This window comes from Methylobacterium sp. AC832 (assembly GCF_979256025.1).
Map to the genome: position 1 here is coordinate 47,338 of NZ_CEEDMV010000012.1, position 20,770 is coordinate 68,107.

Genomic DNA, 20,770 nt, shown 5'->3' on the forward strand with positions numbered 1-20,770 from the left:
ATTTATCTCAAAGCGCAACTCATCTGTTACTATAGAAGCAGATTGAGCTAAGCCGCGAGGGTCTCACGGGTAGTCTCGGTCAGCTCGAAGGGTACAGGCCGGCCAGTCTTCTGCCGGACGATGGTGGTGCGCAGGCGGACGCCGTCGCCGAGATGGACATCGGCCACGCGCAGGCGGACGAGATCGGAGCCACGCAGTTTGCTGTCGATGGCGGTGTTGAACAAGGCGAGGTCGCGCGTGCGGCTCTCGTGCTGCAGGCGAGTGCGGATCGAATAGATGAGCTCGGGCTTTAACGGCGGCTTAGGGCCGATGAGGCGGCCGAGATTCCACGGTCGGCGGGTGGTGTCGTTGGTCGAAGTCATGATTGAACTCCGTTTGAGGAGCCATCAGCATCTCATCGCGATCGGCCCGCGCCGCAGCTGCGCGCTATGGGCTGAAGACGCGTCTTTTCCCCGAAGTAGGCGTGCTGCCACGAAAGGGCATGCACTCGGCATCGGCCGCGCTTAGAAGTGACCCATGCGCGATGCTTTGTTCTCGCCGGCCGCGGCCCGCAACGCCGCCCCGATCGCCGAGGTCCTCGAACGCGTCTTCCCGCCCAGCAGTCTCGTGCTCGAGATCGCGAGCGGATCGGGCGAGCACGTCGTCCATTTCGCCCGTGCGCTGCCCGCCCTCGACTGGCAGCCAAGCGATCCCAATGAAGTGGCCCGTCGCAGCATCGTCGTCCATGCCCACGCCTCCGGGCTGGCCAACATCCGATCGCCGTTGGCGATCGATGCGATTCGTCAGCCGTGGCCGGTGCCGCGGGTGGACGCGGTCGTCGCGATCAACATGATCCACATCGCACCCTGGGATGCGACCATCGGGCTGATGGCTGGCGCAGAAGCGGCGCTAGCGGGGGGTGGTGTGTTGTACCTCTACGGTCCTTTCCGGGAGCATGGCGCGCACACCGCGCCAAGCAACGCCACGTTCGACAACAGCCTGCGCGCGAGGAATGCCTCCTGGGGGGTCCGCGACATCGAGGCGGTCGTGGCTGCTGCAAAAGCGCATGATCTTCATCTGGCAGAGCGCATCACGATGCCGGCCAATAACCTAAGTCTGATCTTTCGCCGAGGGCGCCGAGGCTCCGCCGTTGACCGGGAGGCCGCGCCTTGACCGCTTCACGCCCAACCAGCGCGGTTGTCATCGGTGCGTCCGGCGGCATCGGTGGGGCCGTGGTCCGCGCGCTCGCCGAGGGCGAAGCCTACGCGCCGATCTTCGCGCTCTCACGCTCGGGACCATCTGTTCCCGCGGGTGTCCGACCCCTCCCGATCGACCTGAGCGATGAGACAACGGTTGCTGCGGCGGCGGCCAGGGTCGGCGAAGCCGGACCGGTGGGTCTGGTTATCGTCGCTACCGGCCTTCTTCACAGGGCGGGCGTTTCGCCTGAGAAGACGGTCAGGGCGCTCGACCCCGCCGCGATGGCCACCATTTTCGCGATCAACACGATCGGCCCTGCGCTTGTCGCCAAGCATTTCGTGCCCCTGCTTGCGCGACGGGAGCGATGCGTGTTCGCGGCCCTGTCGGCGCGGGTCGGATCGATCGGCAACAACCGACTTGGCGGCTGGTATACCTACCGTGCCTCAAAGTCGGCACTGAACCAGATCCTGCGAACGCTCGCGATCGAGGTCGCCCGAAGCCGACCGGAGGCGATCGTCGTGGGCTTGCATCCCGGCACGGTCGCCTCCGGCCTGTCGCGGCCCTTCCGGCCGGACCCGACGGCCGACGGCGTCTTCTCGCCCGAAGTGAGCGCGGCTCATCTCCTGCGCGTGTTGAACGGCCTAAGCGCGGCCGACTCCGGCAGCGTTTTCGCTTGGGACGGTTCGAAGATCCCCGCCTAAGCGCGGTTTCGGCCCAAACGGATAACGGGCAGCTGCCTCGGCCGCTACCAGGATGTGAATGTTTCCCGCAGGATGCGTGGCGCGAGCTTGACCATTGGCATACTGGTTCCTCCAACGTTTAATTAGCCTATCATCCGCCTGAAAGCGGATGAGCAGAAAGCTGTCCATTCCCTTCATAGCCATCTGATAAATTGAATAGCCCGGTAGCGGACGTTCCTAAGGTCTGAGAAGGGTCAGCTTCGGCCGACTAATAAGATCTACTTAACCAATTGACCGCCCGGAAGCAGGCGCACTGTCCTGGCGCCCGTACCGTTCTCCGTTCCGGCACGGCAGATGGTTCGCAGGCGGCCAGCCTAGTGGGCCTATCGTCGAAGGGGCGTGCCATCCGGCCGTGAGATCGATGGACGGGCGAGCCACCACGGTTAGATGCGACGCGGGTTCCGGCATGCCGCATCATGACGGCCACACGATGGGGCATCTTCGACCGCGATGGTCTCTATGAATCCTTACAGTGGGGCATCAAGGCCTTACCAACTACGAGCTTCGGGATAGGCACTGATAGGCTCATGATGCCGTTCGGCCGTAGAAACGACGAGAACCGCAAGCCCTATGGCAGCGGCATTTTCGATAAGGCCCCTGGGCACGACCAGGGAACTTGCGCGAGTCCGGTCCCCGGGCCGCTCGGCCGATACGTGTACCCGCGACGGCGTCGGCCTGGGCCCCGGTCCTGGGTGACGATTGACGGCCGACCAACGCTCATCCGCCGATTGCGAGCCGAAATGCGAACGAGGGCGGGATGCGGCAATCCGCTGGGAACGACATCTTGTCCCTTGCCATCTCACCACGCGGCAGTGTCGTCACAATGGCTCGTGCTCCCGCGCCGGCCGGGATCGAGGCGCCCCGTGTCCCGCCCTCCGAGGTGGCCCACGTCACTGCGGCACAAGCCGACATGCTGTGCATTCCGGCTACGGAGGCGAGCCCGAACAAGGTCGCATATCCGTACATTGTCCCTGCCGTTCCCCGTAGCTCAGGCTGCGTCGGGCATGCGGTCAAGGAACTTGTCGAGGGTAAGCGGGAATTCCCGCACCCGGATACCCGTCGCGTTGTAAACGGCGTTTGCCACCGCCGCGCTGACGCCGCAGATGCCGAGCTCGCCCACGCCCTTGGCTTTCATCGGCGAAGAGATCGGATCGACCTCGTCGAGGAAAATCACATCCTGGTGCGGGATATCGGCATGTACCGGCACCTCGTATCCGGCGAGGTCGTGGTTAGCGAAGAAGCCGCGTTTAGTGTCGACCGCAAGCTCCTCCATCAGCGCAGCACCAACACCCATAGTCATGCCGCCAATGACCTGGCTGCGGGCCGACTTCGGGTTGAGTATGCGGCCGGCGGCGCAGACCGCAAGCATGCGCCGGACCCGGATCTCCGCCGTGTGGACATCGACGCCCACCTCGACGAAATGGGCTCCGAACGTTGATTGCTGATAGGTCTTAGAGAGTTCGCCGAACTCGATGGCGTCCTCGACCGTCAGCCCTCCCCGCGCCGCTTCGCCGAGCGGCACTGCGCGGTTTCCGGAGCGGACCTGGCCGTCCTCGAAGACTGCGTCGGCCGAGTTGATGCCAAGACGCTGCGCCACGGCCTCGCGCAGCTTCACGCAGGCCGCGTAGACCCCGGACGTCGAGGAGTTGGCGCCCCATTGGCCACCCGATCCCGCCGAGGCGGGGAAATCGGAGTCCCCCAGCCGCACCACGACCTTGTCCAGCGGGACGCCCATCATCTCGGCGGCCGTCTGGGCGATGATGGTGTAGGTACCCGTTCCAATGTCGGTCATGTCGGTTTCAACCGTGACCGTCCCTTGTTCATCCAGACGAACGCGTGCGCCGGACTTCATCACCATGTTGTTGCGGAACGCGGAGGCGACCCCGACACCAACGAGCCACTGCCCGTCCCGGACGGAGCCAGGTTTGGCATTGCGCTTCGCCCAACCGAACCTAACAGCCCCCAGCTTGAGGCACCCGACGAGGTCACGATGCGAGAAGCGGCGATCCGGGGCGTGGGGGTCGACCTGGGTGTCGTTGCGAACGCGGAACTCCACGGGGTCGATCCCTAGCTTTTCTGCCATCTCGTCCATGGCGACTTCCAGGACCATCAGGCCCGGAGCCTCGCCGGGCGCGCGCATCGCGTTGCCCTCGGGCAGGTCGAGGAGTGCGAGCTTCATCGCCGTGAGCCGGTTGGCGCCCGCGTAGAGAAGCTTCGTCTGGCTCACCGCCGTCTCGGGATCGCCGTCGGGCAGGTTGCCGGAGGTGCTCTCGTGGGCGATGGCCGTGATGGTGCCGTCCTTCGTCGCCCCGATGCGCACGCGCTGGATAGTGGCGGGCCGATGGGTGGTGTTGTTGGCGATGAGGGGACGGGTCAGTGCGACCTTCACCGGCCGTCCCGCCGCCTTGGCACCGAGCGCCGCGAGGACCGCGTCGGCGCGCACGAACAGCTTGCCGCCGAATCCGCCGCCCACGTAGGGAGATTCGATCCGCACGTTCGCCTTCGGAATACCAAGGATCTTGGCCATGCTTTCATGGGCCCAGGTGATCATCTGGTTCGAGGTCCAGAGCGTGACCTTGTCGCCCTCCCATGCCGCGACGGTCGCGTGCGGCTCCATCATCGCGTGGCTCTCGTCGGCGGTCGCGTAGATCTCGTCGAACGTGACCTGTGCCTTTGCGAAGGCACCCTCAAAATCACCGACACGCTCCTCGCCGTTGCCACCGCTGCCCTCGCCGCTGTCGCCCTTCACCGGCTTCGCAGACTTCGCTTCGGCGGCCAGGTCGAACTTCCCCGTTTCAGGGGTATAATCGACCGTGATCAGGAAGGAGGCCGCGCGGGCCTGCTCGAAGGTCTCGGCCACCACCAAGGCGATGGCCTGGTGGTAGTGCTGAACCTGGTCGCCGCCGAACAAGTAGGCCGTGTTCATTGTGCCCCGTTCCATTCGGGGCGTTTCGAGCGTCGTCACGATGGCGAGGACACCTGGGGCCGTCCTGGCAATGGAGGTGTCCATGCCGCGAATGCGGCCCTTGGCAATGCCGGCACCGAGCACGTAGCCGTAGGCCTGGCTCGGCGTCACGTCATGGCGTTCGTAGGCGTAGGGCGCGGTGCCAGTGGTTTTGTACTTGCCGTCGATCCGGTCGGTCGGCTGGCCAACGACCTTAAGACGGTCGATGGGGTTCTGGCCTGCGGGGGTGTCGAACTTCATGGCTCAGGCCCTCGCTTCGTGGATCGCCGCCATGAGCGTACGCTCGGCGAGCTTCAGCTTGTAGGCGTTCTGGTGAGTAGGCTTGGCCCCGGCGAAGGCCTTGTCGGTCACGGCCTTGGCGCCGCGTGGCAGATCACCCTCTGCCGCCTCGACGCGCCATGGCTTGTGCGAGACGCCACCGAATGCTGCCCGACCCGTGCCGTCCGGCTGCAGCACTGCAGCGACCGAGACGAGGGCGTATGCGTAGGAGGCCCGGTCGCGGACCTTGCGGTAGACATGCGTGCCGCCCAACGGCTTCGGCAGGGTAACGGCGGTGATGAGCTCGCCGGCCTTGAGGGTCGTGTCGATCTCGGGCCGGTCGCCGGGCAGGCGGTGGAATTCCGCCATCGGGATTTTTCGCGATGAGCCGTTGGCATCCACGGTCTCGACGGTAGCGTCGAGCACCCGCATAGCCACCGCCATGTCACCCGGGTGGGTGGCGATGCAGGCCTCGCTGCCGCCGATCACCGCTAACTGGCGCGAGACCCCGTCCAGGGCCGAGCAGCCAGAGCCGGGCTGGCGCTTGTTGCAGGCCTGGGCCGTGTCGTAAAAGTATGGGCAGCGGGTCCGCTGGAGCAAGTTGCCGGCGGTGGTGGCTTTGTTGCGCAGCTGGCCCGACGCGCCCGCCAGGAGCGCGCGGCTGAGCACGGCGTAGTCCTTGCGGACCCGGGCATCGGCGGCCAGATCCGTGTTACGCACCAGGGCACCGACCCGGAGGCCGCCCTCGGGCGTCGGTTCGATGGTGTCCAGGCCTAGGCCGTTCACGTCGACGAGGTGCGCCGGTGTCTCGATCTGTAGCTTCATCAGGTCAAGCAAGTTCGTGCCGCCGGCAATGAACTTCGCGTTCGGGGTGCGCGCGACGGCGGCGGCCGCCTCGTGGGGCGAGCTTGGGTGCTCGTAGGTGAAGGACTTCATACGGGCCTCCCGGCAACCTCGGTCATCGCCTCGACGATGTTGGAATAGGCGCCGCAGCGGCAGATGTTGCCGCTCATGCGCTCCCGGATCTCGGCCTCTGTCACCTGGAGGGTGGCATTGAGATCGGCGGTGACGTGGCTGGGGATGCCGGCCTTGATCTCGGCGAGCACGGCCACGCCGGAACAGATCTGGCCCGGGGTGCAGTAGCCGCACTGGTAACCGTCATGCTTAATGAAGGCCGCCTGCATTGGGTGTAGATTCTCGGGCTGGCCGAGTCCCTCGATGGTGGTGATCTCGGCGCCCTGGTGCATCACCGCGAGGGTAAGACAAGAGTTGATACGCCGCCCATCGACGATCATCGTACAGGCGCCGCACTGGCCGTGGTCGCAGCCCTTCTTGGAACCGGTCAGATGCAGGTGCTCACGGGCGGCATCGAGCAGGCTCGTGCGGGTGTCGAGCTCAAGGTCGCGGCGCTGGCCGTTCACCGTCAACGACACCTTCGTCAGCACCGGCTTGTCGATGCTCACGGGGGCGGCGCCCGCCGCCGAGGGTACGGCCGCGAGGGCTGCCGTGGCGGATGCTCCCACCATCAAGTCTCTCCGATTCAATTCATGATCTCCAGATCGTCCCATCTCGGCCTCCGTAGGGATGCGGGGGCGGCGCTTCGAACCGTCCGGCGCGAGCGGGTTGTGCGGAGGAAACACTCACACCTTGGATAGGCTCCAATGTACGGCGCACGATCTCGTCGATTTGCCCTGCAAACCCACATAGGGTCATGCGCGTGGACTATGGGGCCGGATCGGCACGCCGCAGGTGCAGGATCAACCCCTTCGGATGCGCGCGCCGGGGACCGTCGATTGCGCGTGAGAACCTGACCGACCTCCGGTCCTTTGCGACGGTATCGCCGCAGGACAGCTTCGCCCTTGCCGCGGCACGACTGGGCGTGCCCCAATCGGCCCTGAGTCGCGCCATGACGGATCTTGATGAACAGCTCGGGATGCGGCTGCTGACCGATCCACGCGCGGTGTCTTCCCGACCGAGGCGAGCAAGCGTCCGCTGGACGTCGTCGGTTCCCAGTTCGCGCAGGTCGAGGTCGAGCTCACTGCCCTGGCCGAGATGAAGGACAAGCCCGCGGGAAACATGAGAGTCCCAGCGCCCGAGCACGCGTCCAAGACGTTCCTGTGGCCAGTCCTGCATCCGCTCTTGTCGTACTAACCCAGCATCAACATCGTCGCCTTCGTCTGCCTCATGCTTAAACAGGTCGCTCAACTGGCACGGTTCATAACAGCCTCTAGCTTCGGGTAGGCGCTAATTAATCGACGGTCACCTGGGTGAACACGACGGTCTCAAGCTTGACCGACCGCGAAAACTTAACCCGCGACGTCTGCTGTCCGACAGTTTGGCTCACTAGGTGAAGCTCGAAACCCATTCCTCCTTCAGACGGATAGATGCGACCCGCCCAGCTCCTGATTGTGTGCGATGCTCCTGATGCCGTCACGAAACCAATCACGTTGCCTTCCGCCATACCGACCAGTATGCGACCACGATGCGGCGGCATCGCCTCCGCTTGGCCAGCAGCATACGTGCCGGATACCGCCTCCCCGAATTGCCATAGTCGGAGCTCGGCACCGGCCGCGCTGCGCCACGTCCCTTCAAACATCGATGCGTCCACACCTGCTCGCTCAGCCGACGCAGATTCGCGGCACACGAGATATGTGCATCGGTATATCGATGTCGGCTATGTTTCCCAAGAAGCCGAGAAGAACTCCTCCGATCTGCGACCGTCTCTAACGCGCAGCTTGGGCGATTTCATGGAATATCGCCCCATCGGAATTTGCTAAGTAACTCATCCACCCTGCAAACATCTGCTCGGCGGATTATACCACCGGCGTACAAGCACACTCGAAGGGGCCGTCACGACCGACCAATACGATCCGTACAAGGCTGGAACGCAGCGGTCCTCGTTCGTATGCGAGTAGATTCCAATTTCTGGGCTGGTCTAACGCTAGCCCACTCGACCACCGCGAGGTTTTATGAGCCTGCCCGCCAAATCGCTTGCACCGAGCCGTCTCCGGCTCGTCGTCGAACTCGTGAACCCGGGTCCAGTGATGCCCCACGATAACGAGCATCTGGCTCACCACCGCCCTGCAAAGCTCAAGCTCGTCTCTTCCCGGTCGGTCCCGAGCCATGCTCCCAGGTCTTGCCCCCGCAACGCAGCGCCAGTTTGAAACCATTGCAAAAGCGATATACCACATGAAATATATCGCGTATTAACGGGTAGCCAGAGGCAGAATGCCGAGTTACCGAAACAACGGGCACGCCATGCACCGCCTTTTTGCACCCTTGCGAGCCCAACCATGACCGAGCTCCCCATCCTCACGGCGACCGATCAGGCGCATGCTGTGAGGCAAGCCTATGTTGAGCAGGCCAAGCCACCACTCACGCAAGAGTTGATTGAGCGGCTTCAAAGCGTACTGACCGAGGCCCTCGATTCAAAAGGCCAGTCGGGATCGGACGAAAGCGCGACGGACCGTCTCAACGCTGCCCTGGACGCTTTCGAGTCGGAACTTCGGTCCATCGTCGGCCCACGGGTCGCGTCGCTGGAGACGTCCACCGGTGCTGTGACGATGGAACATCGCTCCGAAGCCGGTCAGCCGCTACGGGCCTTTGGTGGCCAATAGGCAGCGCTCGCACCAATCACCGCAAGAACGAATGGAAACCGGATCGCCCATGAGTGAGGCACCAGGGACAGTCAGGAATTTTTCTCATCCTGGCACGGGACGCAACAAGGTCCGGGCCGTGCCAAAGGGCCGTCAGGTCGAGCCGAATGCCAAAGTCGAGATCGAGCAACTCCTTGGGACGCGCTCGCGCCAACGCGACCTGCTGATCGAGCATCTCCATCTGATCCAGGATACCTACGGCCAGATCGGGGCACATCATCTCGCGGCGTTGGCGGACGAGATGGACCTCGCCTTCGCCGAGGTTTTCGAGACGGCGACGTTCTACGCCCATTTCGACGTGGTGAAGGAGGGCGACGCTGACATTCCGCAGCTGACTGTCCGCGTCTGCGACAGCATCACCTGCGCGATGTTCGGCGCCGACGACTTGCTGACAACGCTCCAGCGGGAGCTTGCGTCGGACCGGGTCCGTGTCGTGCGTGCCCCATGCGTCGGCCTCTGCGACCACGCGCCCGCCGTCGAGGTCGGGCACAACTTCCTCCACAAGGCAGACTTGGCATCCGTGCGGGCGGCCGTCGAGGCCGGTGACACCCACGCCCATCTGCCCCAATACACCGACTACGACGCGTACCGGGCGACCGGCGGATACGCGACGCTGGACCGTCTCCGAGGCGGCGACCTTTCCATAGACGACATATTCCAGGTGCTCGACGACGGCGGCTTGCGTGGCCTCGGCGGCGCGGGTTTCCCAACGGGGCGCAAGTGGAGATCGGTGCGCGGCGAACCTGGGCCGCGGCTGATGGCGGTCAACGGCGACGAGGGTGAGCCTGGCACCTTCAAGGATCAGCTCTACCTCAACACCGACCCACACCGCTTCCTCGAAGGCATGCTGATCGGCGCCCACGTGGTCGAGGCCACGGACGTCTATATCTACCTTCGCGACGAGTATCCGATCTCCCGTGAGATCCTGACCCGAGAAATCGCCCGGATTCCTACCGGCGGACCGCGCATTCATCTGCGCCGCGGGGCCGGGGCCTATATCTGCGGCGAGGAATCCTCACTGATCGAGTCGCTCGAGGGCAAGCGAGGGCTGCCACGGCATAAACCGCCCTTCCCGTTCCAGGTCGGTCTGTTCAATCGTCCGACCCTCATCAACAACATCGAGACGTTGTTCTGGGTGCGCGACCTGATCGAACGCGGCGCTGGCTGGTGGAAGAGCCATGGCCGTAACGACCGTGTCGGCCTGCGCTCCTATTCGGTGTCCGGGCGCGTGAGGGAACCCGGTGTGAAGCTGGCGCCCGCCGGCCTCACCATCCAGGAACTCATCGATGAGCATTGCGGCGGCATGCTGGAGGGCCATACCTTCTCGGCCTACCTGCCGGGCGGCGCGTCCGGTGGTATCCTGCCGGCGTCGATGAACGACATCCCGCTCGATTTCGGCACACTTGAAAAATACGGCTGCTTCATCGGATCGGCGGCCGTCGTTGTCATGTCCGACCGGGACGACGTTCGGGGGGCCGCCCTGAACCTAATGCGATTCTTCGAGGACGAGAGTTGCGGGCAGTGCACGCCCTGTCGCTCCGGCACCCAGAAGGCCCGTATCCTGATGGAGGATGGCATCTGGGACACCGAGCTTCTGGGGGAACTCGCCCAATGCATGCGCGACGCCTCGATCTGCGGGTTGGGCCAGGCGGCCTCGACCCCCCTGAGCAGCGTCATTCGGTTCTTCCCCGATCTTTTTCCTGCCCCCAAGGCGCTGGCTGCCGAATGATGGTCACGATTACCCTTTCCACGCGCAAGCCAGGAGCGGACGCATGAGCAACGCCCCCGAAACGCACGACGATACGTCCGTAAGGCACAAAATCCGGGCCGACGGCGCGCAGGATGCCGGCGGCTCTACGCAGGGGTCGAAACCCGAGGCGGGCGGCGCCTATTCGCAAGGGGCGAAATCGGGGGGGCAGGCCGCTTCTGATCCGACCGGGACGTTCGGCTTGAGGGACGGCCCGGTCGCCCCGTCGTCGATTGCGTTCGAGCTCGATGGTCGGCAGGTCGAGGCTCAGCCCGGCGAAACCATCTGGGCGGTGGCCAAGCGGATCGGGACGCACATCCCGCACCTTTGCCACAAGCCCGACCCAGGCTACCGCCCGGACGGCAACTGCCGTGCTTGCATGGTCGAGATTGAGGGCGAGCGCGTGCTCGCCGCCTCGTGTAAGCGTACCCCCGCCATCGGCATGAAGGTGAAGTCGGCATCCGAGCGGGCGACCAAGGCCCGAGCGATGGTGCTCGAACTGCTCGTCGCCGACCAGCCAGAGCGCGAGACCTCGCACGATCCAACGTCGCATTTCTGGGTGCAGGCCGACTTCCTCGACGTCACGGAAAGCCGTTTCCCGGCGGCCGAGCGCTGGACCGGAGACTTCAGCCACCCTGCCATGAGCGTCAACCTTGACGCGTGCATCCAGTGCAATCTCTGTGTCCGGGCCTGCCGCGAGGTGCAGGTCAACGACGTTATCGGCATGGCCTACCGCTCCGCCGACGCCAAGGTCGTGTTCGACTTCGATGACCCCATGGGCGGCTCGACCTGCGTCGCCTGCGGCGAGTGCGTCCAGGCCTGCCCGACCGGCGCGCTGATGCCCTCGGCCTACCTCGATGCCGAACACAATACCCGGACGCTCTATCCCGACCGGGAGGTCACCTCACTGTGCCCGTATTGTGGCGTCGGCTGCCAAGTCTCCTACAAGGTCAAGGACGAGCGGATCGTCTACGCCGAGGGTGTGGACGGGCCGGCGAACCATAACCGGCTCTGCGTGAAGGGGCGCTTCGGCTTCGACTACATCCACCACCCCCATCGCCTAACGGCACCGCTGATCCGACTCGACAATGTCCAGAAGGACGCCAACGACCAGGTCGATCCCGCCAACCCATGGACGCATTTTCGCGAGGCAACTTGGGAGGAGGCGCTCGACCGGGCAGCCGGTGGGCTGACTAAGGTCCGCGACACGCACGGGCGCAAATCGCTCGCCGGATTCGGCTCCGCCAAGGGTTCGAACGAGGAAGCGTATCTCTTCCAGAAATTAGTCCGGCTCGGCTTCGGCTCGAACAACGTCGACCATTGCACACGCCTGTGCCACGCGTCCTCAGTTGCCGCACTGATGGAAGGCCTGAACTCCGGTGCCGTTACTGCACCATTCTCGGCGGCGCTGGACGCCGAGGTCATCATCGTGATCGGTGCCAACCCGACCGTGAACCACCCGGTCGCGGCGACCTTCCTGAAGAACGCCGTGAAGCAGCACGGCGCCAAGCTGATCGTGATGGACCCGCGTCGTCAGGTTTTGTCGCGGCATGCCTTTAAACACCTCGCCTTCAAGCCGGGCTCCGACGTCGCGATGCTGAATGCGATGCTCAACGTGATCGTCACGGAGCGGCTCTACGACGAGCAATACATCGCGGGTTACACCGAAAACTTCGAGGCGCTGAAGGAGAAGATCGTCGACTTTACGCCAGAGAAGATGGCTCCGGTCTGTGGCATCGACGCCGAGACCCTGCGCGAGGTCGCCCGGCTCTACGCAAGGGCTAAGTCCTCGATCATCTTCTGGGGCATGGGCGTCAGCCAGCACGTCCACGGTACCGACAACGCACGCTGTCTCATAGCGCTCGCGCTTATTACCGGGCAGATCGGGCGCCCAGGTACGGGGCTACACCCGCTCCGAGGCCAGAACAACGTCCAGGGCGCGTCTGACGCAGGCCTGATCCCGATGGTCTACCCGGACTACCAGTCCGTCGAGAAAGAGGCGGTACGCAAGCTCTTCGAGGAGTTCTGGGGGCAGTCCCTCGATCCGAACAATGGCCTGACCGTTGTCGAGATCATGCGCGCGATCCATGCGGGCGAAATCAAGGGCATGTTCGTTGAGGGTGAGAATCCGGCTATGTCGGACCCTGACCTCAACCACGCCCGTCACGCGCTGGCGATGCTCGACCACCTCGTCGTGCAGGACCTGTTCCTGACCGAAACCGCGTTCCACGCCGACGTTGTTCTGCCGGCTTCGGCCTTCGCCGAGAAGGCCGGCACTTTCACGAACACCGACCGTCGCGTTCAGATCGCCAAACCCGTGGTCTCGCCGCCGGGTGACGCTCGCCAGGATTGGTGGATCATTCAGGAACTCGCCAATCGGATGGGGCTTGTGTGGAATTACGGCGGGCCCTCCGACATCTTCGCTGAGATGGCGCAGGTGATGCCATCGTTCAACAACATCACCTGGGAGCGCCTGGAGCGAGAGGGCGCTGTGACCTACCCGGTCGACGCGCCAGACAAGCCCGGAAACGAGATCATCTTCTACGCCGGCTTCCCGACCGAGAGTGGCCGGGCCAAGATCGTACCGGCGGCCATCGTACCGCCTGACGAGGTGCCGGACGCAGAATTCCCGATGGTGCTCTCGACCGGCCGGGTGCTGGAGCATTGGCATACCGGATCGATGACGCGGCGTGCGGGCGTCCTCGACGCACTCGAACCGGAGGCGGTCGCCTTTCTGGCACCGAAGGAGCTTTACCGACTCGGCCTCGAACCCGGCGATACGATGAGACTGGAAACGCGACGGGGCGCTGTCCACTTGAAGGTTCGATCCGACCGAGACGTACCAGTCGGCATGATCTTCATGCCGTTCTGTTACGCCGAGGCCGCGGCAAATCTTCTGACCAATCCGGCACTTGATCCGATGGGCAAGATTCCGGAGTTCAAGTTCTGTGCGGCTCGAGTATCTGCCGTCGGTGTAGCGCATATGGCGGCGGAATAGCTGCTGGGCAAACCTGCATGCGGGGCAACGGGGCCGCAACAATCGCTGCGGCCCCGTTGCCGACCTTTGACAACGAGATGATCCGGTCACGGTCGAGCCGGCACTCACCGATGACACAATGAGAGCCCGGCGAGCCAGGCCGCATCCAGCCAAACAAAGCCGCAAGTGCACTGGTCTATCAAACTTTTGATGGTCGGACTGCTACGGTTCCCGTAGAAAACGGTACACCTGCATGCGGAAGCTGGCCAACTCAGCGGCAATCGCCGCAACACCATTGCCTGCCTCACACAGGGCCTTGATCCGGTCGCTGTCGAGGCGGCGCTTGCCGCCGGTATAAGCACCGTTGATTTTCGCGCGCTCAATGCCCTCGCGCTGGCGCTCCTTGATGAACCACCGTTCCATTCGCGCGACCATGCCGAGTACCGTCAGGACGACGTGGCTTATTGTGGCTCATTTCGCCGCGCGTTGAGATAGGGGGGCAAGCATGATGACAAAGGCCCCGCGCTGCTCGGCCTCGTGAATGAGGTTGAGGACGTTACGGGTGTCGCGCCCAAGGCGGTGGAGGCACGTGGCCATGAGTTCGTTACCGGGTCGAAGGAACTCCAATACGGTCGCCAACTTGGACCGGCCATCGCGGTTGTCACCAGAGACCTTCTCCGAACGGATTACGCCTCAGCCTTCAGCCGTCAGCCTTCAGCCGGGCGACTACTCATCAAGGTCCTGATCGAGTGTGCTGACGTGGGCGTAACCGATGCGGGCTATGGTTTGTAACCTCAAGCTTTAGGTCCGAGGCTACCTTGTCACAAATAACCTGTGTCAAACCAGATGTTGCGACGTTTTATGCCAGTCACGTTAAGTCACGCTAGGGTGTACCCCGATGTCACTAGCTAAGCTGACGTTCGTTTTGCACCAACAGCGGAACTCGTCTGCCTGACCGTAAACGAATGTTCCGCATCCGACCCTACTTGGTCGTTCAGCGCTCCGGCGTAAGTGCCCGGAAACGGACGTTCGGGACACTCGCAAACGCAAGCGCAGTGGCAACTCCAAAAAACTAGGCTTAGATGATCGAGCGCCCTGAAAGCTTTTGTATCGTGCGTGAAATAGACAAATATATTTTATGAATTATACTGATTATTGATATATAAAAATTTAACTGAATTTGTCTTAAGTGGGTCAATATTTAAATTTTATAGGATAATTATATACTATCTGATCGCCTGTCGATGGATGCGATCATTATTGCGCTCGTCATCAGCCCAGGCTTTGCCGGCCGTTCCAGCGATCAGGATAAGGAAAGACTGCCTCTGGGCCTACATACCGGCAACGTTTCCATTCAAAACGCGAAGAGTGTCACATTAGCGTTTGAGCGAGGTATTACGGATCGCTTTGACCTGCACGGCGCAGACAAGGAGAAGCTGATTTGGATCTAGTTGCCCGATACGCGCTGTATTTCACCCCCGCCCCTGGCTCGGCCCTTGCCGCCTTCGGCGATGCGGTTCTCGGCCTCGACCCAGCGCCCGGTCTTGATGCGCTCCAGGCAATCCTGGCCGCCAACACCGCGGAGCAGCGCGTCTACGGGTTCCACGCCACCCTAAAGGCGCCAATGCGCCTTGCCCAGGGCGCCACCGAAGCGGAACTCCTCGCCGCGGCCGCGGCGCTGGCGGCACACCGGCTCCCACTGCCCGTCGGCCCTCTGCGGGTTGCCGCTTTGGGGAATTTCGTCGCCCTGGTGCCGACGGCGCCGCCCTCCGCCCTCGGCCTCCTCGCGGCCGAATACGTCGCCGCGCTCGATCCGCTGCGCGCGCCCCTCACCGAGGCCGAGCGCGCCCACCGCCGCCCCGAGCGCCTCGACCCCCGCGGCCGGGCACTGCTGGAGCGCTGGGGCTACCCGCACGTGTTCGAGGCGTTCCGCTTTCACATGACGCTCACCGGCCCCCTCGGGCCGAAGGACTTGGCGACGGCCCTACCCCTGCTGGCCGAGGCCGCCGCTGGTCTGCCCGACCTCGTGATCGATGCCGTGAGCGTGGTCGTTCGGGACGGCGCGGCGCCGTTCCGTCTCTTGCGCCGCCTGCCCTTCGCCGACTGACAGGCCCCCGCCATGGCCTCCGACCGCCTCGGCCTCGAACCGGCCGTCCACCCTACGGCCCATCTCTCGGATTGCCGCCTCGGCCGCTACACCGAGGTCGGCGCGCGCACTCGCCTCAGCGACACGCAGCTCGACGACTATTCCTACATCGTCGAGGACGGGCAGGCCAACTATACCACCATCGGCAAGTTCTGTTCCATCGCCTCACACGTGCGGATCAATCCTGGCAACCACCCGATGGAGCGGGCCTCGCAGTCGCACTTCACCTATCGGGCCAGCGCCTACTGGCCTGGGGAGGCGGGGGACGAGCCGGCCTTCTTCGCCCGGCGCCGGGCCCTGCCCGTCACCATCGGCCACGACGTCTGGATCGGGCATGGGGCCGTGATCCTGCCCGGGCGTACTATCGGCACCGGGGCGGTGGTGGGCGCGGGCACGATCCTGACCCGGGACGTGGCGCCCTACACCATCGTGGTCGGCAATCCGGGCCGCGTCGTGCGGCGCCGTTTCCCAGAGACGGTGGCCGGGCGCCTGCTGGCCCTCGCCTGGTGGGACTGGGACCACGACCGCCTGCGCCTGGCCCTGCCGGACTTCCGCACCCTGACAATCGAGGCATTCCTTGAGCGCTACGAAGCCGAAGCACAATAATGCCGGCTATCGGTTAGCCGGACAACTGTCATTTTACTGTCGCGTGTGACGGGTCTACCGGCGTTCAACATGAATCGCCAGGAAACAGCATGCTGATCCTCGAAGATCTGAGCCGTCGATACGGCGACCGTCGGGCGGTAGACGGGATCTCTCTCGCCATCCCGCGCGGCAGCTTCGTCGGCGTGATCGGGCGCTCGGGCGCCGGCAAGTCGACCCTGCTGCGGATGGTCAACCGCCTCGCCGAGCCAACGAGCGGGCGCATCCTGTTCGATGGCCTCGACGTCACCGTCCTCAAGGGCCGCGACCTGCGGCGCTGGCGCACCCGCTGTGCCATGATCTTCCAGCAGTTCCACCTCGTCGGCCGCCTCGACGTGCTGAGTAACGTCTTGATGGGCCGGCTCTCCGAGGTGCCCCGGCACCGTTCCCTCCTTAAGCTCTGGTCGGAGCGCGAGCGCGCCCTGGCGCTGGCCGCCCTCGACGAATTCGGCATGGGGGACTTCGCCGCCCACCGGGCCGACCAGCTCTCAGGCGGCCAGCAGCAGCGCGTCGCCATCGCCCGGGCGATGATGCAGGCCCCCGACCTGATCCTGGCCGACGAGCCAGTGGCCTCCCTCGATCCGCGCAACACCCGCATCGTCATGGATGCCCTCGCGGAGGCGAACCGGCGCCACGGCATCACCGTGCTGTGCAACCTGCACTCCCTCGATCTCGCTCGCAGCTATTGCGACCGCCTCGTCGGCCTCGCGGACGGCCGCCTCGTGTTCGACGGCGCCCCCACCGACCTCACTGAGGACGTCGCCCGCCAACTCTACGGGCTAGAGGCGGGCGAGGTGCTCGACGCCCCCGCCCCGCCCGCACGCCTTCAGGCCTATCCCGCCGCCCTCGTCGCCTAATCCTTCGGCCTGATCCCTCACGCACCCATCCGAGAGATTCCCATGCTGACCCGTCGCACCCTCGCCGGAGCCCTGGCGCTCGCCCTCCTCGCCGTCCCGGCCGCCGCGCAGGACTGGAAGACGACCTATCCCGAGCTGACCCTGGCGGTGATTCCGGCCGAGAACGCCTCCGGTACCACCGATCGCTACGCCCCGATGACCGCCTACCTGTCGAAGGCCCTCGGCGTGCCGGTGAAGCTGCGCATCGCCAACGACTACGCCGCCGTCATCGAGAGCCAGCGCGCCGGCAACGCCCAGCTTGCCTTCTACGGCCCCGCCTCCTTCGCCCGCGCGGTGATGACTGGCGTCAAGATCGAGCCTGTCGTTAACCAGCGCCACGACACCGGCGCCTCGGGATACTACTCGGTGATCTACGTGCGCGCCGACAGCCCTTACAAGTCGATCGAGGACCTGAAGGGCAAGAACCTCGCCTTGGTCGACCCCAACTCCACCTCCGGCAACCAGGCTCCGCGCTTCTTCTTGCACAAGGCCGGCCACCCGGTCGACGCGTTCTTCGGCAAGACCGTCTATGCCGGTAGCCACGAGAACGCCGTCCTCGCCCTTGTCCAGGGCACGGTGGATGCGGCGGCGAACCTCTACAACACCGACACCGACACCATGGTCACCCGCATGGCCACCAAGGGCATGCTCAAGAAGCCCGACGGCTCGCCCATGAGCCAGGGCGATTTCCGGGTAGTGTTCAAGTCCGACTTCCTGCCCGAGGGGCCCTTCGCCATGCTGGCGAGCCTGCCCGACGATTTGAAGGCGCGGATCCGGGACGCCCTCGTGGCGCTGCCGACGGCCGACAAGGCGGCCTTCGACCGGCTCTCGGACGGCAAGGACCAGGGGCTCACTGCCGTGACCCTGAAGGACTACCAGCCGATTATCGAGATGCTGAAGTTTAACGACGACCAGCGCCGCAAGTCTTGACCCGAGTCCGTGCGAGCCGCCTGTGACGAACGATGCCTGAGCGGATCACGTCCCTGCCCCCCGACCGGGCTGCCGCCCTCACGGGGGCCTACGATGCCGCCGTCGCCGCGACCCGGCGCCGGACCTGGGTCGGTATTGCGGTCCTCGTTCTCGTCACTGGGCTCGCCGCCCAGGCCGCGGAGGTGCGCCCCTGGGTGCTCGCGGCCAATATTGGCCGATTCACCGACTACATCGCCCAAATACTGCCGCCGCTAACCTTGGCGAACCTGCCGGGGGACCTCGCCGAATGGTACTGGGGCTGGCCGAAATGGCTCGGGCTCCTCGGTGAGACCCTGCTGATGGCCTATCTCGGCACCCTGCTGGGGGGCATCGGCGGCGTCCTCCTGTGCTTTTCCGCCGCCGCCAACGTGACCGGCAGCCGGACGGCCTGTTTCCTGGTGCGGCGCGGGCTCGAATTCTGCCGCACGGTGCCCGAGATCGTGTTCGCGCTGCTCTTCGTCATCGCCTTCGGCCTTGGGCCGATGATGGGCGTGCTGGCGCTGGCGATCCACACCACGGGGGCATTGGGCAAGCTGTTCTCGGAGGTCGTCGAGAACATCGACATGAAGCCGGTGGAGAGCCTCACCGCCGCCGGGGCGGGCCGGATCGAGACCCTGCGCTTTGCTGTGCTGCCGCAGGTGCTGTCGAACTTTGTCTCCTACGGACTGCTGCGCTTCGAGATCAACGTGCGGGGCGCGGGCGTCATGGGCTTCGTCGGCGCCGGCGGTATCGGGCAGGAGCTCCTCGTGGCGATCCGCAACTTCTACTACGCCGACGTCAGTGCGATCCTGGTCCTGATCATCCTCACCGTGATGGCGATCGACCTCGGCACCGAGCGCCTGCGCCACCACCTCCTCGGGAGCCTGCGATGACCGGACCCGAGATCGATACGGCCGAGATCGCCGCCCTGCGCCGGCGCTTCCCCGAAAGTTTCCGCCCGGCCTGGCGCGCCCGCCTCCTCACGGGCCTTGCCCTCGTCGCCCTCGTGGCGCTGTCGGGCTATGCGCTGGTGCGGCTCGATTTCTCCGCCGCCCGCCTTCTCAATGGCTTGGGCCGCCTCGGCGAGTTCAGCCTACTGATGTTGCCCCCCGAAGCCGGCGGCCGGGCCTGGACCTTCCTGCAAGCGCTGGCCGAGACCCTCGGCATCGCCTTCATCGGTACGCTGACGGCGGCGCTCCTGGCGTTCCCGGTGGCCTTCCTGGCCGCCCGCAACGTGGTGCCGAACCCGTTTGTGCATTTCACTGTGCGGCGCGGCCTTGACGTGGTGCGCTCCGTCGACGTGCTGATCTGGGCGCTTATCTGGATCAACGTCGTCGGGCTCGGCCCCTTCGCGGGTGCGCTCGCCATCGCCTGCGCGGATTTCGGGGCGCTGGGCAAGCTGTTCTCGGAAGCCGTCGAGACCGTCGACGGCAAGGCCGGTGAGGGCGTTTCCGCCTCCGGCGGGGCCGAGCTTCACCGTATCCGCTTCGGCATCATTCCGGCAGTGCTCCCGGTGCTCGGCAGCCAGGTGCTGTATTTCTTCGAGTCGAACACTCGGTCGGCCACCATCATCGGCATCGTCGGCGCGGGAGGCATCGGCCAATACCTTACCGAACTGATCCGCGTCCTCGAATTGCGCCAAGTCGCCTTTTTGATCCTGATGATCCTCGTGACTGTGGCGATCATCGACGCCGTTTCCGGGCGCCTACGCCGGGCCCTAATCGGCGGCGCGGCGCGGTAGCCTCACTCCACCACCAACTCGACGCGGTCGGCGGCGAACAGGCTGCGGGTGGCCTGGATGCGCTGGCCGTTGCCGTCCACGTTGACGCTCGACAGGACGATCAGACTGCGGCCGGGGGCGATATCAAGGCGCAAGGCTTCCTCGGCCTCGGCGGCACGAGCGCTGATCCGGGTCGAAAGACGGGTGTAGTCAGCGACCCCGAAGCCCGCATAGGCGCGGGTTATCGAGCCGCTGGCAGCATAGGCCGCGTCGAAGCCAGAGAAGCGTGGCAGGGGCAGGCAGGTCCTGGCCGTCGAGATCGGAGCGCCGTCGGCCCGGTGCATGGTGTGAAGTTCGAGGATCGGTGTGCCGGGGGCGATCCCCAAGGCCTCAGCCCAGTCCGGTCCGGCGGGCATGGTTGTAGCCGCGATCAGGTCGCCCCAGGCCTCGCGGCCGGTGCGGGAGACGATCTCGGAGAACCGGGTCCGGGGACCAATCGGATAGGGGATCGGGCCCTGCTCGACGAAGCTGCCCTTGCCCTGCGTGGTGCGCACGAGCCCATCCTCAGCGAGCACGCCGAGCGCGCGCCGTACCGTGTGCCGGTTCACTCCGAAGCGAGCGGCCAGGGCCGATTCGGCCGGCAGCTGCGCCCCGGCTGCGACCGCTCCACTGCGGATTTCCCCCGCCAACGCATCCGCAATCTGCCGCCACGCGGCCAAGCCGCCCCCGCGCTGGAGTGCCGTCACGCCCTTGTCGCCTGCTTCATTCATGGGTTGCTCGCGCGGATTGCCTGCATGTTGTCATCGAAAGCACTTGCTTCCTCCCATCCACTTGTCTATACATATATACAAGTCTGGAGACGGAATGATGTTGGGTGCCAGCAAAACACCACCTGAGCC

At 64.8% G+C, this 20,770-nt stretch carries 18 protein-coding genes and 2 pseudogenes; 13 read left to right on the plus strand and 7 right to left on the minus strand.

What is annotated here, in order from left to right:
* Positions 1–50 precede the first annotated feature (50 nt).
* Positions 51–362 (minus strand): annotated as a pseudogene (locus tag AC0IXR_RS23920) (site-specific integrase); the annotation flags it as partial.
* 154 nt (positions 363–516) lie between these two features.
* Here AC0IXR_RS23920 and AC0IXR_RS23925 point away from each other — a divergent pair.
* On the plus strand, positions 517–1,152 hold the full coding sequence (locus AC0IXR_RS23925; protein ID WP_471762444.1) for a DUF938 domain-containing protein: 636 nt from the start codon (positions 517–519) through the stop codon (positions 1,150–1,152).
* Positions 1,149–1,877, plus strand: coding sequence for an SDR family NAD(P)-dependent oxidoreductase (locus AC0IXR_RS23930; RefSeq protein WP_471762446.1), 729 nt, complete (start codon positions 1,149–1,151; stop codon positions 1,875–1,877). The genes AC0IXR_RS23925 and AC0IXR_RS23930 overlap by 4 nt, the downstream gene beginning before the upstream one ends.
* Positions 1,878–2,904: 1,027 nt before the next feature.
* Here the strand turns inward: AC0IXR_RS23930 and paoC are convergent.
* The 3 genes from paoC to paoA are packed head-to-tail and all read right to left on the minus strand — an operon-like array spanning position 2,905 to position 6,665.
* Positions 2,905–5,121 carry an aldehyde oxidoreductase molybdenum-binding subunit PaoC gene (gene paoC, locus AC0IXR_RS23935; RefSeq protein ID WP_471762447.1) on the minus strand — a complete coding sequence of 739 codons (2,217 nt, stop codon included), beginning with the start codon at positions 5,119–5,121 and terminating at the stop codon, positions 2,905–2,907.
* A 3-nt stretch (positions 5,122–5,124) separates the two neighbouring features.
* On the minus strand, positions 5,125–6,075 hold the full coding sequence (locus tag AC0IXR_RS23940) for an FAD binding domain-containing protein (protein ID WP_461222260.1): 951 nt from the start codon (positions 6,073–6,075) through the stop codon (positions 5,125–5,127).
* The gene (paoA, locus tag AC0IXR_RS23945; protein WP_461228447.1) at positions 6,072–6,665 is read right to left on the minus strand and encodes an aldehyde dehydrogenase iron-sulfur subunit PaoA; all 594 of its coding nucleotides are present in this window, start codon (positions 6,663–6,665) and stop codon (positions 6,072–6,074) included. The genes AC0IXR_RS23940 and paoA overlap by 4 nt, the downstream gene beginning before the upstream one ends.
* A gap of 185 nt (positions 6,666–6,850) precedes the next feature.
* Between paoA and AC0IXR_RS23950 the strand changes: the two genes are divergently transcribed.
* Positions 6,851–7,195 carry a helix-turn-helix domain-containing protein gene (locus AC0IXR_RS23950; protein WP_461222258.1) on the plus strand — a complete coding sequence of 115 codons (345 nt, stop codon included), beginning with the start codon at positions 6,851–6,853 and terminating at the stop codon, positions 7,193–7,195.
* Between the two features lie 192 nt (positions 7,196–7,387).
* Here the strand turns inward: AC0IXR_RS23950 and AC0IXR_RS23955 are convergent, their stop codons facing one another.
* Positions 7,388–7,735 carry an avidin/streptavidin family protein gene (locus AC0IXR_RS23955; RefSeq protein ID WP_461228448.1) on the minus strand — a complete coding sequence of 116 codons (348 nt, stop codon included), beginning with the start codon at positions 7,733–7,735 and terminating at the stop codon, positions 7,388–7,390.
* 697 nt (positions 7,736–8,432) lie between these two features.
* Between AC0IXR_RS23955 and AC0IXR_RS23960 the strand changes: the two genes are divergently transcribed.
* From AC0IXR_RS23960 to fdhF, 3 genes are read left to right on the plus strand one after another with little or no spacing between them, the layout of a single operon-like run.
* Entirely contained in the window at positions 8,433–8,756 is a 324-nt protein-coding gene (locus tag AC0IXR_RS23960; RefSeq protein WP_471762448.1) for a hypothetical protein, read from the plus strand.
* A gap of 49 nt (positions 8,757–8,805) precedes the next feature.
* On the plus strand, positions 8,806–10,524 hold the full coding sequence (locus AC0IXR_RS23965) for an NAD(P)H-dependent oxidoreductase subunit E (protein ID WP_471762449.1): 1,719 nt from the start codon (positions 8,806–8,808) through the stop codon (positions 10,522–10,524).
* A gap of 43 nt (positions 10,525–10,567) precedes the next feature.
* The gene (gene fdhF, locus AC0IXR_RS23970; protein ID WP_471762450.1) at positions 10,568–13,540 is read left to right on the plus strand and encodes a formate dehydrogenase subunit alpha; all 2,973 of its coding nucleotides are present in this window, start codon (positions 10,568–10,570) and stop codon (positions 13,538–13,540) included.
* Between the two features lie 201 nt (positions 13,541–13,741).
* On the opposite strand, the pseudogene AC0IXR_RS23975 reads toward fdhF, so the two are convergent.
* Positions 13,742–14,206: pseudogene (locus tag AC0IXR_RS23975) on the minus strand (recombinase family protein).
* Positions 14,207–14,763: 557 nt separating this feature from the next.
* Here AC0IXR_RS23975 and AC0IXR_RS23980 point away from each other — a divergent pair.
* From AC0IXR_RS23980 to phnE (AC0IXR_RS24010), 7 genes are all read left to right on the plus strand, one after another.
* Positions 14,764–14,970, plus strand: a complete 207-nt coding sequence (locus AC0IXR_RS23980) for a hypothetical protein (RefSeq protein ID WP_471762451.1) — start codon at positions 14,764–14,766, stop codon at positions 14,968–14,970.
* Entirely contained in the window at positions 14,961–15,626 is a 666-nt protein-coding gene (locus AC0IXR_RS23985) for a DUF1045 domain-containing protein (RefSeq protein WP_471762452.1), read from the plus strand. Before AC0IXR_RS23980 ends, AC0IXR_RS23985 begins: the two co-directional genes overlap by 10 nt.
* Positions 15,627–15,638: 12 nt before the next feature.
* Entirely contained in the window at positions 15,639–16,271 is a 633-nt protein-coding gene (locus AC0IXR_RS23990; protein WP_471762453.1) for a DapH/DapD/GlmU-related protein, read from the plus strand.
* An 89-nt stretch (positions 16,272–16,360) separates the two neighbouring features.
* Positions 16,361–17,164 (plus strand): phosphonate ABC transporter ATP-binding protein, encoded by an 804-nt coding sequence (gene phnC / locus AC0IXR_RS23995; RefSeq protein WP_471762454.1) that lies wholly within the window; start codon positions 16,361–16,363, stop codon positions 17,162–17,164.
* A gap of 42 nt (positions 17,165–17,206) precedes the next feature.
* Positions 17,207–18,133, plus strand: a complete 927-nt coding sequence (gene phnD, locus AC0IXR_RS24000; protein WP_471762455.1) for a phosphonate ABC transporter substrate-binding protein — start codon at positions 17,207–17,209, stop codon at positions 18,131–18,133.
* 32 nt (positions 18,134–18,165) lie between these two features.
* Positions 18,166–19,044, plus strand: a complete 879-nt coding sequence (gene phnE, locus AC0IXR_RS24005) for a phosphonate ABC transporter, permease protein PhnE (RefSeq protein WP_471762457.1) — start codon at positions 18,166–18,168, stop codon at positions 19,042–19,044.
* On the plus strand, positions 19,041–19,892 hold the full coding sequence (gene phnE, locus AC0IXR_RS24010) for a phosphonate ABC transporter, permease protein PhnE (RefSeq protein WP_471762458.1): 852 nt from the start codon (positions 19,041–19,043) through the stop codon (positions 19,890–19,892). Before phnE (AC0IXR_RS24005) ends, phnE (AC0IXR_RS24010) begins: the two co-directional genes overlap by 4 nt.
* Positions 19,893–19,894: 2 nt before the next feature.
* Here phnE (AC0IXR_RS24010) and phnF read toward each other — a convergent pair whose 3' ends face one another.
* Complete coding sequence (gene phnF, locus AC0IXR_RS24015) at positions 19,895–20,641, minus strand: phosphonate metabolism transcriptional regulator PhnF (protein ID WP_471762459.1); 747 nt, start codon at positions 20,639–20,641, stop codon at positions 19,895–19,897.
* Positions 20,642–20,770 lie beyond the last annotated feature (129 nt).

Coding starts and splice junctions, on each gene's coding strand:
- AC0IXR_RS23955 (WP_461228448.1), bottom strand. CDS start 7,735: ATGTTTGAAGGGACGTGGCGCAGCGCGGCCGGTGCCGAGCTCCGACTA.
- AC0IXR_RS23925 (WP_471762444.1), top strand. CDS start 517: ATGCGCGATGCTTTGTTCTCGCCGGCCGCGGCCCGCAACGCCGCCCCG.
- phnE (WP_471762457.1), top strand. CDS start 18,166: ATGCCTGAGCGGATCACGTCCCTGCCCCCCGACCGGGCTGCCGCCCTC.
- phnF (WP_471762459.1), bottom strand. CDS start 20,641: ATGAATGAAGCAGGCGACAAGGGCGTGACGGCACTCCAGCGCGGGGGC.
- AC0IXR_RS23960 (WP_471762448.1), top strand. CDS start 8,433: ATGACCGAGCTCCCCATCCTCACGGCGACCGATCAGGCGCATGCTGTG.
- AC0IXR_RS23940 (WP_461222260.1), bottom strand. CDS start 6,075: ATGAAGTCCTTCACCTACGAGCACCCAAGCTCGCCCCACGAGGCGGCC.
- AC0IXR_RS23965 (WP_471762449.1), top strand. CDS start 8,806: ATGAGTGAGGCACCAGGGACAGTCAGGAATTTTTCTCATCCTGGCACG.
- paoC (WP_471762447.1), bottom strand. CDS start 5,121: ATGAAGTTCGACACCCCCGCAGGCCAGAACCCCATCGACCGTCTTAAG.
- AC0IXR_RS23980 (WP_471762451.1), top strand. CDS start 14,764: ATGGATGCGATCATTATTGCGCTCGTCATCAGCCCAGGCTTTGCCGGC.
- AC0IXR_RS23950 (WP_461222258.1), top strand. CDS start 6,851: ATGCGCGTGGACTATGGGGCCGGATCGGCACGCCGCAGGTGCAGGATC.
- paoA (WP_461228447.1), bottom strand. CDS start 6,665: ATGGTGGGAGCATCCGCCACGGCAGCCCTCGCGGCCGTACCCTCGGCG.
- AC0IXR_RS23990 (WP_471762453.1), top strand. CDS start 15,639: ATGGCCTCCGACCGCCTCGGCCTCGAACCGGCCGTCCACCCTACGGCC.
- phnD (WP_471762455.1), top strand. CDS start 17,207: ATGCTGACCCGTCGCACCCTCGCCGGAGCCCTGGCGCTCGCCCTCCTC.
- fdhF (WP_471762450.1), top strand. CDS start 10,568: ATGAGCAACGCCCCCGAAACGCACGACGATACGTCCGTAAGGCACAAA.
- phnE (WP_471762458.1), top strand. CDS start 19,041: ATGACCGGACCCGAGATCGATACGGCCGAGATCGCCGCCCTGCGCCGG.
- phnC (WP_471762454.1), top strand. CDS start 16,361: ATGCTGATCCTCGAAGATCTGAGCCGTCGATACGGCGACCGTCGGGCG.